A 13,169-nucleotide genomic window follows, 5' to 3' on the forward strand; every position below is an offset into this window, starting at 1 on the left:
ATACCCCCTCGGTGGCATCCTCAGTGACTCAGATTCCGACGTGGAGCGGTGGCAACACCTCCCCCCTCAGCGGACGTGCAGCCCCTGGCACGCTCATCGGCGGGCGTTACACGCTGCGCGCCGCGGTGGGCCACGGCGGCATGGGCACGGTGTGGCGCGCGGCTGACACGCTGCTGCGCCGGGACGTGGCGATCAAGGAAGTGATCCTCCCGCCCGGTCTCGCGCCCAGCGACCGCGACTCGATGTACGAGCGCACCATGCGGGAGGCCCGCGCCGCCGCCGCGCTCCAGCACCCGGCCGTGGTCCAGGTCTACGACGTCGTCCACGAGAACGGCCGGCCATGGATCGTCATGGAGCTGCTGGACGCCCGCAGCCTCGCCGACATGGTCATCGAGGACGGCCCGGTCTCCCCGCGCGTCGTCGCCAAGATCGGTATCGCGCTGCTCGGCGCGCTCGAGGTCGCGCACGCCCACGGCGTCCTGCACCGTGACGTGAAGCCGGCGAACGTGCTGATCTGCCAGGACGGCCGCTGCGTGCTGACCGACTTCGGCGTGGCCCGGATGCCCACCGACGTGCAGCTCACGACGCCCGGCATGGTCCTGGGCTCGCCGCACTTCATCTCCCCGGAGCGGGCCATGGGCCACGACTTCGGCCCGCCGAGCGACCTGTTCTCGCTGGGCGTCACGCTCTACACCGCGATCGAGGGCCGCCCGCCGTTCGACAAGGGCGACCCGATCGAGACGATGCACGCGGTCGTCGAGGACCCGCCGGCGCCGGTCGTGCGCGCGGGCTCGCTCACCCCGGTGCTGATGGGCCTGCTGGAGAAGGACCCGTCCCGCCGGATGGACGTGCAGACCGCGCGGACCATCCTGCGCCAGCAGTTGGCCGGTCCGCTCGCCAGCAAGCAGCCGCCGCACATGATGACCGACCCCTACTCGGTGGTCTCGTCGTCCCGGCCGACCAGCCCGGCGCCCTCGGCTGCGACGCAGCAGATCCCGCCGCAGCCGAGCGGCCAGATCGGCGGCCGGGCCATGCTCTCGCCCGGTGAGTCGCTCACCGACCACCTGAACAAGCTCGAGGCGCAGAACAAGCCGTCCGGTGGCCGCCGCCGTGCCCCCGAGCAACCCGAGGCGACGCCCGGTGGTTACCCGACCGGGCTGATGCCGGCCCACCAGGGCGGCTCGACCGACGCGACCAGCCTCATCCCGCCGCAGGGGCCGCGCCCCGGCACCGTGGTGATGAGCCCGGCAGCCAAGCGCCGGGCCACCTTCGCCAAGGTCAGCACCGGTGCGAAGGAGACCACCGGCAAGCTGGTCGGCACGTTCCAGTCGTGGCCGCGCAACAAGCAGCTGATCACCGGCGGTGCCGCGGCGGCCGTGGTGCTCGTGCTGATCCTGGTCTTCTCGCTGGGTGGCGGCGAGGATCCGGCACAGCAGCCGCAGGCCCAGCCGGTGGCCAGCGCGGCGCCGCCGGCCGACACGCCGTTCGAGACGCAGCCCTTCAAGGGTGGCGCGCCGATCAGCGTGCAGGTCCCGGCCGGCTGGACCCGGTCCACCGGCGGGACCTACGTGGACTACGTGAACCCGGACAACACCTCGGTCAAGGTGCGGATCCTGGTCGAGAAGGGCTCGATCGCGCCGACCCGGTTCGTCAACGAGACGGCGCCCGGCACGCTGAAGAAGTCGAAGAACTGCCCCAAGCCGTACGCGCAGGGCGAGACCGTCGAGGTCGAGGTGTCCGGCAACCCGGGCGCGCAGTTCGAGTACACCTGCGGCGACGGTGAGGCACGACGTCACGGCATCTGGCGGATGACCACCGTCGGCAACCGGATGTACTCGTTCTACCTGACCACGCCGGAAGCGAACTTCGCGGAAAGCAAGAAGTACTTCGACAAGATGGCGGAGACCTTTCAGATCACCGCGTGACGCTGTGCTATCAATCCCTGATGGCGTCCGAAGTTGATGTTGACCTGAGAGACCGGGCTGAAGCGTGGCTCGCCGACGATCCCGACCCGGCGAGCCGGGCCGAGCTGCGTGAGCTGATCGACCGGCTGCCGGCCACCACCGCGGAGCTGCGCGACCGGTTCGCCGGCCCGCTCACCTTCGGCACGGCCGGCCTGCGCGGACCGCTGCGCGCCGGCCCCAACGGCATGAACCTCGCGGTGGTCACCCAGGCGGCGGCCGGCCTGGTGGCCTGGCTGGCCGCGCAGAGCGGTGAAGGACCCCTGATCATCGGGTACGACGCCCGTCACGGCTCGCGGGAGTTCGCCGAACGGACGGCCCGGGTGGCGACGGGAGCGGGCCGGGAGGCTCTGCTGATGCCGCGCACCCTGCCCACGCCGGTCCTGGCGTACGCCGTGCGCGCCCTGAACGCGGTGGCCGGGGTGATGGTGACCGCGAGCCACAATCCGCCGCAGGACAACGGCTACAAGGTCTATCTGGGCGCCCAGCTCGGTGGCCCGGCCGGGGACGGCGCGCAGATCGTGCCGCCGGCCGACGCCGGCATCGAGGCGGCGATCCGGGCGGTCGGCAGTCTCTCCGCGGTTCCGCTGGGTGACGCCGGCACCGTGCTGGATACGGATTTCTCTGACGGATACGTAGAGACCGCCGCGTCCGTTCTGACCGAGGGTGGCCCGCGCGAGCTGACCATCGCCTACACGCCGTTGCACGGGGTCGGTGGCGAGACGTTGGAGAAGGCCTTCCGCAAGGCCGGCTTCGCCGACCCGGCCATCGTCGCGGACCAGCGACAACCCGATCCGGAGTTCCCGACCGTCCACTTCCCCAACCCGGAAGAGCCGGGCGCGATGGACCACCTGCTGGCCCTGGCCGAGGCGAACGGCGCCGACCTGGCGATCGCCAACGACCCGGACGCGGACCGCTGCGCCGTGGCCATCCCCACCTCGGCTGGATGGCGTCCGTTGCGCGGCGACGAACTCGGCGTGCTCCTGGCCGACCACCTGATCCGGCGGGGAGTCGCCGGCACGTACGCCACAACGATCGTCTCGTCGTCGTTGCTGGGCCGGATCTGCGCCGCGCGCGGCGTGCCCTACGCGGAGACCCTCACCGGTTTCAAGTGGATCGTCCGGGCCGCCGAGGAGCTGGCGTTCGGCTACGAGGAGGCCCTCGGCTACTGCGTCGCCCCGGCGATGGTCCGCGACAAGGACGGCATCACCGCCGCCCTCACGGTCGCCGAGCTGGCCGCCCGACTGAAGGCCGAGGGCCGCACCCTCGCCGACCGCCTCGACGAGCTGGCCGCCGAGTTCGGGGTGCACGCCACCGACCAGCTGTCGGTACGCGTCGACGACCTCGCCGAGATCGGGCTGGCGATGGGCCGTGCCCGGCAGAACCCGCCTGCGACGTTGCTGGGCTCGCCGGTCACCGAGATCGCCGATCTGCTCCCGGAGAACGACGTGCTGACGTTCAGGACGGCCACGACCCGCGTGGTGATCCGGCCGTCGGGCACGGAGCCGAAGCTCAAGGCGTACCTCGAAGTGGTGGAACCGGTCGCCGAGGGCGACCTGGAGACGGCCCGGACCACCGCGGCGGCCGCGCTTCTGACCCTCCGCGGCGAGATCGCCGCGATCCTGGGCGTCTGACGGTCCTGAGGGGCAGGTCTCTGCCCCTCAGGCCAAGATCTCTACAGCGGCTTGGGAGTGCCCAGAGCCGCCTGGATGGCCCGGCCCAGCGTCGCCACCACGAGAGCCACGCTGGGGCGGACGATCGAGTCCTCCAGCGACACGTCACCGACGAACCCGGCGTTGCTGGCGATCTCCGCGAGCCGCTCGTGCGCCCGCTCGGACTCGTCGGCCGGCAGCTTCAGGGCCGGTTCCATCCGAGCGGCGACCAGCAGTGTGGCGAGAGCGGCGGTTCGCTCGTCGGGAAGCGAGTTGCCGATCAGCGCGGCGGCCAGCCGCTGTCGGATCTCCTGCTCGTACGCCGGGTTGCTGGTCGGGTAGCGGTGCACGTGGATCACGCCGAGCTGTGTCTCGTCGACGTCACGGACGACACCCCGGTCGCACAGGTCCTCCAGGACCCGGGTCCGCAGGCGGTGACGCAGACGCTGCAGCCACTGCGCCGGCGTGTGCGGCTCGTCGGCGGCCACCTTCTGCAGGACCGCGTCGGCGACCGGGTCGCCGAGCGGAGTGGCATCGACGACCTTGAGGTAGCCGTCTGCGGCGTAAGCGACCCGGTTCGCCAGTGCGAGGTCGATCAGGACAGCCGCGGCCATGCCCAGGTCGAGCCCGATGCGCGAGCCGGTCGCCTTACCGGTCTGGTCGTCGTACGCGAGGAGGAGGAGTTCCTCGGCGAGCGGGATGGGGGTCATATTTGACAACGATAGTGCTCCGCGTCACGGGATCCGATCCCCAGGTCGGTCACTTGCTCTTGCGCCCCGCCGTCAGCATCGCGTCGACCAATCGGGCCGCCGCGTGTCCGTCGTCGAGGTCGCTCGCACGCTGCTTGAACGCCTGGTACTGGGCTGCGTACTTCTCCACGATCCGATCCGAGCCGGCGATCGCATCGATCACCTCGTCGGACGTGGCGAGCAGCGGCCCGGGCGCCTCCGCCTCGAAGTCGAAGTAGAAGCCGCGCAGGTTGTCCCGGTAGTTCTCCAGGTCGTACGTGAAGAACAGGATGGGCCGGCCGGTGCTGGCGAAGTCGAACATCACCGAGGAGTAGTCGGTGATCAGCACATCGGTGATGGCCAGCAGGTCGGCCATGTCCGGGTACGTCGACACGTCGTAGACGAACCCGTTCCCGGCGCCGCGGATCTCATCGACCACATTGGGGTGGCGCCGGATCAGCAGCACGTGGTCGTCGCCGAGACGCTCCCGAGCCGCCTCCAGGTCCAGCATCATGGTCATCTTGTACGCGCCACCGCGGTAGTACTCGTCGTCGCGCCAGGTCGGCGCGTAGAGCACCACCTTCTTGCCGTCCGGCAGGCCGATCCGCCGCCGCACGTCGGCGACCAGGGCGTCGCGCTTCTCACCCTCCAGGAAGAGGACGTCGTTCCGCGGGTAGCCGATCTCCAGGATCTCGCCGGGGAAGCGGAACGCCCGCTTCAGGATCGGCGTGCTGAAGGTGTTCGGCGAGACCAGGTGACTCCAGTTCTTCGCCTCCGTCTCCAGCTTCTCGAAGTACTGCTTGTCGGCGAAGTGCAGGTCCTCGATGTCGAAGCCGATCCGCTTGAGCGGGGTGCCGTGCCAGGTCTGGATGACGACCTGGTCGGGGCGGCGCTCGAACCAGCCGGGCAGGTGCTGGTTGGTCACGATGTAGCGGCTCGTGGCGAGGGCTTCGTACCACTCGTGGCGCCAGAGCGCGATGGCCCGGGCCGACTCCGGCACGGCGGCCTGGCCGTCGGTGACCACCCAGAGGTGGCCGAGCGGCAGACCGCGGGAGACCAGTTCCTCGTGCACCGCGCGGGGGCTGTCCGAGTACTGCCGGCCGGTGAAGCTGTTGTAGAGCACGACGTCCCGCAGCGGCGTCTTGCGCATCTTCGGGTACAGCTCGGTCCGGCTGCGGAAGCCGTTGGCCTTGCCGCGCTCCTCATCGGTGAGAGCGGTCCGGACCCGGACCACGGCACGCTGGTCGACGAGCCACTCCAGGGTGACGCGCTGCGGGTCGGCCGGGTGGCCCACCGGCAGGCTCTCCAGCGAACCGGCGGCCAGCGGCAGCGGGCGGATCGGGCCGTCGCCGAGCCGGTAGTAGACGTTCCAGGTGCCCGCCTTGAGCCGGATGTCCCAGCCGAAGTTCGGCACCCGCAGCGGGTCCAGGTCGAGACTCCAGGTCTCGCCGTCGACGGTGACCGGGAAGTGCTTGGTCTCCCGGCCGTTCGACAACCGCACGGCCACCCGCAGGTCACTCCAGTCGCCGGCGGGCGGCAGCGTGCCGGTGAGCCGGAAACCGGTGCTCAGCGACGTGACACCGGCGATCACCGGGGTGAGCGGCTGCGCGGTCAGCACCGGGTGGCCCTTGCGGTCCGGCAGCAGGTTGATCGTGCGGCCGGACAGGTAGAGCGGCGGGAAGGTGAAGTAGTCGTGCATGGCGAGCCGGATCGGCGCGGCGTGCTCGTCACCGGCGGACAGCTCCACGTCCCAGCGCTCGCCGGGCTCACCCGGAAGCAGCTCGGGGTAGTCGAACTTCTCGTCCTGCAGGTCGGCGACCGGCACCCGGAAGATGAACTCGTCGTTCTGGATCTCGACCGGGTAGCTGCGCCAGGCGATCCCCGACGTGCGCGACAGCCGCGCCGTGGCGGGCTGCCGGTTCGCGCCGGTCACCTCGCCGCGGATCTCGACGACGTCGCCGTCCAGCCGGCCGCCGGTCAGCCGGGCGCCGACGTGCTCCACGTGCAGCTGGAACTTGCCGTTCGTCACGACCGGGGTGATCCGCACGTCCTTGTCGACGTACAGGCTGGTCAGCCGGATCGGGTTGGCGTGCTCGCCGACGGTCAGCGGGCCCTTGCTCTTCTGGCCGAGGCCGAGAACGCCCACCACGACGGTCCAGATGCCGTCCTTCCACTTGCCGTCCTCGCCGCGCAGCGACTGCACGTCGATCTCCGACTCGAAGCCGGACCAGTCGTAGCTGACCGTCTGGCTGCCGTGCACCGCCGTCGCGTCCAGGCACTTGTGGTTGATCAGGGCCTGGCGCTTCGTACGCCGGCCGCTCTCATCACGCAGCCAGATCAGCCGGGTCGTCGACCAGGCGTGCCCGGCGGCCTGGCCCGGGATGAACGCGTGCCCGCGGACCTGCAGCTTGTCGCCGCGCCACTGGACGTCGTGCACCCGGGTCCGCGGCCGCGGGGTGCCGGCCAGGAACAGCGTGCGGGGCACGTTCGGCAGGCGGTCCTCGAGGAACATCAGCTTGTGGTAGCGGCGCAGGCCCTTGCGGACGATCCGGTGCCGCGCCCGGACGGTCGGGATCATCTCCAGCAGCTCGGGCAGCATCCGGTTGCGAACCAGCTGCCAGAGCACCCGCTGGGCGGCCGGGATCTCGTCGTAGACCCGGGAGTCGACGGTGTCCAGGAATCGGTTGCAGCCGTCCAGGAACTGCTGGTGGTAGTCGTCGTCGACCTTCGGCAGCACGCGCATGAAGAGCATCAGGTCGCCCTTGAGCGCTGACGCGTCGTACAGGCGCTTGAGCTTGTTCTGCTTGTGCTTGGCGAGGAACCGGCTCACCTGCTCGACGCCGGCCAGCCGGTCGATGAAGCCCTTGATCTCGTCACGCCGCTGGGTGATCGACTTGTCGGCGCCCTCACGCTCGCGCCAGTAGTAGACCGGCACGTCGAGCGCATCCACGCTCTTCGCCAGCACGTGCGCCGGGACCATGACCGGGGTGTCCTCGTAGAGCACGCCCTCGGGGAACGCCAGCTTGTGCTGGTCCCAGAACGACCGGCGGAAGATCTTGTTCCACGCGGTGCGGTCGTCCATCAGCGAGATCTGCTTGCTGACGTGGGTGCGCAGCTGCGTGGTGGCGAACGGCGTCCGGTGCAGGCCGGACTGGTGCACGCCCCGGCTGGTGAGCCGGTAGACGTTGCCGGAGGCGAAGTCCGACCCGGTCTCGGTGATCGACGCGATGAGCAGCTCGGCGGCGGCCGGCGGCAGCACGTCGTCGCTGTCCACGAACATCAGGAACTCGCCGGTCGCGTGCTCCACGCCGGTGTTGCGGGCCGCGCCGAGGCCGGCGTTCGCCTTCGTCACCAACTTGAACCGAGAGTCACGAGCCGCGAAGTCCGCAGCGATCTCGCCGCTCTCGTCGGTCGACCCGTCGTCGACCATCACGACTTCGATCTGCCGGTAATACTGAGCTGCGATCGAGGAGAGACATTCCTCCAGGTAGGGTGCCACGTTGTAGACCGGCACGACGATGCTCAGCACGGAATCCATGCCGTGAAACCTCCTGGAGACCGCAACCCGACTCTTCACTCTATGCGTCGGCTGTTCGGCGAACGTTAGCAGAACGCCATGTGACGACGTGAGGACGATTCATCACGGTTTGGTCTGTTTATCACCCATCGTCATGCTCTAGGGTGGGCCATGTGCAGGCCATCGTCGCCACGCTGGGCTACGTCTTCTCATCCGATCGGCGTCAGATCTTGATGATCCGCCGGGACGCCCGCCCCGATGACATCCATTTCGGTTACTACAACGGCCTCGGCGGCAAGCTGGAGCCCGGCGAGGACGTCGTCACGGGCATCCGCCGCGAGATCCACGAGGAGGCCGGCCTCGACTGCACCGGCGTCGAACTGGCCGGCACCATCTCCTGGCCCGGCTTCGGCCGCAATGGCGAAAACTGGCTGGGCTTCCTCTTCCGCGTGACGGAGTGGACCGGAACGCCCGCCACTTCCAACCCGGAGGGCTCGCTGCACTGGGTCGATATCGAGTCAATTTTATCCGGAAAAATCCCGATGTGGGAGTCTGACCGCCACTTCCTCCCGCTGGTCTTCGCCGACGAGCCCACTGTCTTCCACGGCGTGATGCCCTTCTCCGCCGGCAAGGCCACTTCATGGAGCTACACGATCTGACCGTCCGCGCGGACAGCCCCTCCGAGGACGGTGAACGCACGCGCGGCCAGATTGCGTGCGCTGACAAGCCCCTCCGGAGGACGGCGAACGCACACGCAACCGGCCTGCGTGCACGGACAGCCCCTCCGAAGACCGTGAACGCACACGCAACCGGCGTGCGTGCGCGGACAGCCCCTCCGAGGACGGTGAACGCACGCGCAGCCAGAGTGCGTGCGCTGACAGCCCCTCTGAAGGCGGCGAACGCACGCGCGGCCGACCTGCGTGTGCTGACAGCCCCTCCGGAGACGGCGAACGCACGCACGCCCAGATTGCGTGCGCTGACAGCCCCTCCCGAGACGGCGAACGCACACGCAACCAGATTGCGTCCGCGGACAGCCCCTCCCGAGGCGGTGAACGCACACGCAGCCGGCCTGCGTGCGCGGACAGCCCCTCCGAAGACCGTGAACGCACACGCGGCCGGATTGCGTGCGCTGACAGCCCCTCCCGAGACGGCGAACGCACACGCAGCCGGCCTGCGTGCGCTGACAGCCCCTCCCGAGACGGCGAACGCACACGCAACCAGATTGCGTTGCACTGACAGCCCCTCTGAAGACCGTGAACGCACACGCGGCCGGCTTGCGTGCGCTGGCTGCCGACTGATGGCGGATCTTGGAGCGGTTTCGAGGGGCTCTGGTTTGGGCTTCGGGGAGTCCGGCTTCTGGGTTCGGGCGGCGTACAGGGAAGAAAAGGCCGCGCCCTGGGGTGGACGCGGCCTTTCGGGGAACCGGTGAATCAGAAGCGGCGCATGCCGCCGAACTGGCGGTCGCCGGCGTCGCCGAGGCCCGGGACGATGTAGGCCTTCTCGTTCAGGCCCTCGTCGATCGAGGCGGTCACGAGGCGCAGCGGGAGGTCGGAGGCGGCCAGGCGCTCGATGCCCTCGGGGGCGGCCAGGACGCAGCAGATGATGATGTCGGTGCAGCCACGGTCGGCGAGGAGCTTGCAGCAGTGCAGCAGTGAACCGCCGGTGGCGAGCATCGGGTCGAGGACGAGGACCGGCTGACCGGAGAGGTCGGCGGGGAGCGACTCCATGTAGGCGCGCGGCTCGTACGTCTTCTCGTCGCGCGCGAGGCCGACGAAGCCCATCGACGACTCGGGGAGCAGGCCCAGGGCGGCGTCGGCCATGCCGAGACCGGCGCGCAGGACCGGGACGATCAGCGGCGGGTTCGCGAGGCGGGTTCCCTCGGTCGCGGCGACCGGCGTCTCGATCGGGTACTTCTCGACGGCGAAGAGACGGGCCGCCTCGTAGACCACCATCGTGGTCAGCTCGTGCAGCGAGGCGCGGAAGACACCGGATTCGGTCTCGGTGCGGCGCATCGCGGTGAGCCGGGTCTGTGCCAACGGATGATCTACGACAAGGACGTCCACGCGGCCCAACCTACCGTTCATTCAAGATCAATTGTCACAGGGTTGCTTAGAATCGGTTTCATGACTGCGACAGCGTCCATCGGGCTGTCCGATCTCCGCTCCTTCCTGCACGGCCTCCCCGGGGTCGACAAGGTGGGAGTCGAGGCGAGGGCGGCGGCGCTCGGCACCCGATCGGTGAAGACGAGCTCCAAGGCGAAAGCGATCGACCTGGCCATCCGGATGGTCGATCTGACCACCCTCGAGGGCGCTGACACGCCGGGCAAGGTCCGGGCTCTCTGCGCGAAAGGCAGGCGGCCCGACCCGGCCGATCCGAGCTGCCCGCCGGTCGCCGCGATCTGCGTCTACCCGGCCATGGCCCCGGTCGCCGCGGCAGCGCTGGCCGGATCCGGGGTGCACCTGGCGAGCGTCGCGACAGCGTTCCCGTCCGGTCAGGCGCCGCTCGACGTGAAGCTGGCCGACACCCGGTCCGCGGTGGCCGCCGGCGCTGACGAGATCGACATGGTGATCAGCCGTGGCGCGTTCCTGGCCGGGGATTACGGCCGGGTCTTCGAGGAGATCGTCGCCGTCAAGGAGGCCTGCGGGAGCGCCCACCTCAAAGTGATCCTGGAGACCGGGGAGCTGGCGACGTACGACAATGTCCGCCGTGCCTCCTGGCTGGCCATGCTCGCCGGGGCCGACTTCATCAAGACCTCGACCGGCAAGGTGTCGGTGAACGCGACACTGCCGATCACGCTGGTCATGCTGGAGGCGGTGCGCGACTTCCGGGACAGGCACGGCAGGCAGATCGGCGTGAAGCCCGCGGGCGGCATCAAGAACACCAAGGACGCCATCAAGTACCTGGTCCTCATCAACGAGACCGTCGGCGACGACTGGCTGAGCCCGGACTGGTTCCGCTTCGGCGCGTCGTCGCTGCTCAACGACCTGCTCATGCAGCGCACCAAGCTCACCACCGGCCACTACGCCGGTCCGGACTACTTCACCCTGGACTGAGGCCGCGCATGTTCGAGTACGCACCCGCACCCGAGTCCCGATCCGTCGTCGACATCGCCTCCTCCTACGGCCTCTTCATCGACGGCTCCTTCTCCTCTTCCAAAGAGGGCGGCACCTTCAAGACGGTGAACCCTGCCACCGCAGAGGTTCTCGCCGAGGTCGCAGCCGCCGGCCACGAAGACGTGGACCGGGCGGTCGCGGCGGCTCGGCACGCTTTCGGCTCCTGGTCAGCGCTGCCAGGCTCGGAACGCGCGAAGTATCTGTTCCGGATCGCTCGGATAATTCAGGAACGATCGCGCGAATTGGCCGTTCTGGAGTCCCTGGACAACGGGAAGCCGATCAAGGAGTCGCGCGACGTCGACCTTCCTCTCGTCGCGGCACACTTCTTCTACTACGCCGGATGGGCCGACAAGCTGGCGTACGCGGGATTCGGCCCCGACCCGAGACCCCTCGGCGTCGCCGGTCAGGTCATCCCGTGGAACTTCCCGCTGCTCATGCTCGCGTGGAAGATCGCGCCGGCCCTGGCCACCGGCAACACCGTGGTCCTCAAGCCGGCCGAGACCACCCCGCTCTCGGCGCTCTTCTTCGCCGACGTCTGCCGTCAGGCCGAGCTGCCGCCGGGCGTGGTGAACATCGTGACCGGGGCCGGCGACACCGGCGCCTACCTCGTGCAGCACCCCGACGTGGACAAGGTGGCCTTCACCGGCTCGACCGAGGTGGGGCGGGAGATCGCCCGCTCGGTGGCCGGCACCGGCAAGCGGCTCACCCTGGAGCTGGGCGGCAAGGCGGCGAACATCGTCTTCGACGACGCCCCGATCGACCAGGCCGTGGACGGCATCGTGAACGGCATCTTCTTCAACCAGGGGCACGTCTGCTGCGCCGGGTCGAGGCTGCTGGTCCAGGAGTCGATCGCCGAGGAGCTGCTCTTCTCGCTGAAGCGGCGGATGTCCACGCTCCGGGTCGGCGACCCGCTCGACAAGAACACGGACGTCGGCGCGATCAATTCCGCCGCACAACTCGCTCGCATTACCGAATTGTCGGAAATAGGGGCGTCGGAAGGCGCCGAGCGCTGGTCGCCGGCCTGCGAGCTGCCCGACCGCGGGTTCTGGTTCGCTCCGACGATCTTCACCGGGGTGACGCAGGCCCACCGGATCGCCCGCGAGGAGATCTTCGGGCCGGTGCTCTCGGTGCTGACGTTCCGGACCCCGGCGGAGGCCGTCGAAAAGGCGAACAACACGCCGTACGGGCTGTCGGCCGGCATCTGGACGGAGAAGGGCTCCCGGATCCTCGCCATCTCGTCGAAACTGCGCGCCGGCGTGATCTGGGCCAACACGTTCAACAAGTTCGACCCGACGTCGCCGTTCGGCGGTTACAAGGAGTCCGGTTACGGCCGCGAGGGTGGCCGGCACGGCTTGGAGGCGTACCTTGCCTAAGTCCGCTCGTCTTGCCGTCCGCAAGACCTACAAGCTCTACATCGGCGGCGCCTTCCCCCGCAGCGAATCAGGACGGACCTTCGTGGTGAACGGCGACAACGTTGCTCTCGCCTCCCGCAAGGACGCCCGGGACGCGGTGGTGGCGGCGCGGGCGGCGCAGCCGAAATGGGCGGGCGCCACGGCGTACAACCGCGGCCAGGTGCTCTACCGGGTCGCCGAGATGCTGGAGGCGCGCCGCCGCGAGTTCACCTCGCTCGGCGTCAAGGCCGACGAGCTGGACGCGGTGATCGACCGCTGGGTCTGGTACGCCGGCTGGTCCGACAAGATCGCCCAGGTGACCGGCGGGGCGAACCCGGTGGCCGGCCCGTTCTTCAACCTCTCCGCCCCGGAGCCGACCGGGGTGGTCGCCGTGGTCGCGCCGGCCTCGCTGCTCGGCCTGGTCAGCGTGATCGCCCCGGCCGTGGTGACCGGCAACACCGTCGTCGTGCTCGCTCCGGAGCCACAGATCGCGATCACCCTGGCCGAGGTGCTCGCCACCTCGGACGTGCCCGGCGGCGTGGTGAACATTCTCACCGGGAAGTACGCCGAAACCGCCCCCTGGCTGGCCGCCCACGCCGATGTCAACGCGCTGGACCTCACCGGAGTGACGTCCGGCGAGCTCGCCGCCGAGCTGGAACGCACCGCGGCCGGGACCTTGAAGCGGGTGATCCGCCCCCGGCAGGACGCCGACTTCACCGCCGATCCGGGTCTGCGGCCGATGACCGCCCTGCTGGAAACCAAGACTGTGTGGCACCCGAAGGGCGAGTGATACGACCGGGGCCTCTG

The 13,169-nt window shown here is 69.5% G+C and carries 9 protein-coding genes; 6 read left to right on the forward strand and 3 right to left on the reverse strand.

The window, feature by feature from the left end:
- Nucleotides 1-23: 23 nt before the first annotated feature.
- Together EP757_RS07315 and EP757_RS07320 are read left to right on the forward strand one after the other, a co-directional pair.
- On the forward strand, nt 24-1,925 hold the full coding sequence (locus tag EP757_RS07315) for a serine/threonine-protein kinase (RefSeq protein WP_127543437.1): 1,902 nt from the start codon (nt 24-26) through the stop codon (nt 1,923-1,925).
- A gap of 20 nt (nt 1,926-1,945) precedes the next feature.
- Nucleotides 1,946-3,595, forward strand: coding sequence for a phospho-sugar mutase (locus EP757_RS07320; RefSeq protein WP_127543438.1), 1,650 nt, complete (start codon nt 1,946-1,948; stop codon nt 3,593-3,595).
- A gap of 41 nt (nt 3,596-3,636) precedes the next feature.
- Here the strand turns inward: EP757_RS07320 and EP757_RS07325 are convergent, their stop codons facing one another.
- Complete coding sequence (locus tag EP757_RS07325; RefSeq protein WP_127543439.1) at nt 3,637-4,323, reverse strand: GPP34 family phosphoprotein; 687 nt, start codon at nt 4,321-4,323, stop codon at nt 3,637-3,639.
- A gap of 49 nt (nt 4,324-4,372) precedes the next feature.
- Nucleotides 4,373-7,879 carry a bifunctional glycosyltransferase family 2 protein/CDP-glycerol:glycerophosphate glycerophosphotransferase gene (locus EP757_RS07330; RefSeq protein ID WP_127543440.1) on the reverse strand — a complete coding sequence of 1,169 codons (3,507 nt, stop codon included), beginning with the start codon at nt 7,877-7,879 and terminating at the stop codon, nt 4,373-4,375.
- A 152-nt stretch (nt 7,880-8,031) separates the two neighbouring features.
- Here EP757_RS07330 and EP757_RS07335 point away from each other — a divergent pair, with 152 nt between their 5' ends.
- The gene (locus EP757_RS07335; RefSeq protein ID WP_174262355.1) at nt 8,032-8,517 is read left to right on the forward strand and encodes an 8-oxo-dGTP diphosphatase; all 486 of its coding nucleotides are present in this window, start codon (nt 8,032-8,034) and stop codon (nt 8,515-8,517) included.
- Between the two features lie 771 nt (nt 8,518-9,288).
- Here the strand turns inward: EP757_RS07335 and upp are convergent.
- Nucleotides 9,289-9,921: a uracil phosphoribosyltransferase gene (gene upp / locus EP757_RS07340; RefSeq protein WP_127543442.1), complete on the reverse strand. Its 633-nt coding sequence runs from the start codon at nt 9,919-9,921 to the stop codon at nt 9,289-9,291.
- Nucleotides 9,922-9,981: 60 nt separating this feature from the next.
- On the opposite strand from upp, the gene deoC reads away from it, so the two are divergent.
- From deoC to EP757_RS07355, 3 genes are read left to right on the forward strand one after another with little or no spacing between them, the layout of a single operon-like run.
- Nucleotides 9,982-10,911 carry a deoxyribose-phosphate aldolase gene (gene deoC, locus EP757_RS07345; protein ID WP_127543443.1) on the forward strand — a complete coding sequence of 310 codons (930 nt, stop codon included), beginning with the start codon at nt 9,982-9,984 and terminating at the stop codon, nt 10,909-10,911.
- 8 nt (nt 10,912-10,919) lie between these two features.
- Complete coding sequence (locus EP757_RS07350) at nt 10,920-12,344, forward strand: aldehyde dehydrogenase family protein (protein ID WP_127543444.1); 1,425 nt, start codon at nt 10,920-10,922, stop codon at nt 12,342-12,344.
- On the forward strand, nt 12,337-13,152 hold the full coding sequence (locus EP757_RS07355) for an aldehyde dehydrogenase family protein (protein ID WP_127543445.1): 816 nt from the start codon (nt 12,337-12,339) through the stop codon (nt 13,150-13,152). Before EP757_RS07350 ends, EP757_RS07355 begins: the two co-directional genes overlap by 8 nt.
- Nucleotides 13,153-13,169 lie beyond the last annotated feature (17 nt).

The sequence above is a fragment of the Actinoplanes sp. OR16 genome (assembly GCF_004001265.1).
Taxonomy (GTDB): domain Bacteria; phylum Actinomycetota; class Actinomycetes; order Mycobacteriales; family Micromonosporaceae; genus Actinoplanes.

Bases quoted from the DNA above. Each gene is read 5' to 3' on its own strand.
- EP757_RS07350 (WP_127543444.1), top strand. From the start codon at position 10,920: ATGTTCGAGTACGCACCCGCACCCGAGTCCCGATCCGTCGTCGACATC.
- deoC (WP_127543443.1), top strand. From the start codon at position 9,982: ATGACTGCGACAGCGTCCATCGGGCTGTCCGATCTCCGCTCCTTCCTG.
- EP757_RS07320 (WP_127543438.1), top strand. From the start codon at position 1,946: ATGGCGTCCGAAGTTGATGTTGACCTGAGAGACCGGGCTGAAGCGTGG.
- EP757_RS07325 (WP_127543439.1), bottom strand. From the start codon at position 4,323: ATGACCCCCATCCCGCTCGCCGAGGAACTCCTCCTCCTCGCGTACGAC.
- EP757_RS07330 (WP_127543440.1), bottom strand. From the start codon at position 7,879: ATGGATTCCGTGCTGAGCATCGTCGTGCCGGTCTACAACGTGGCACCC.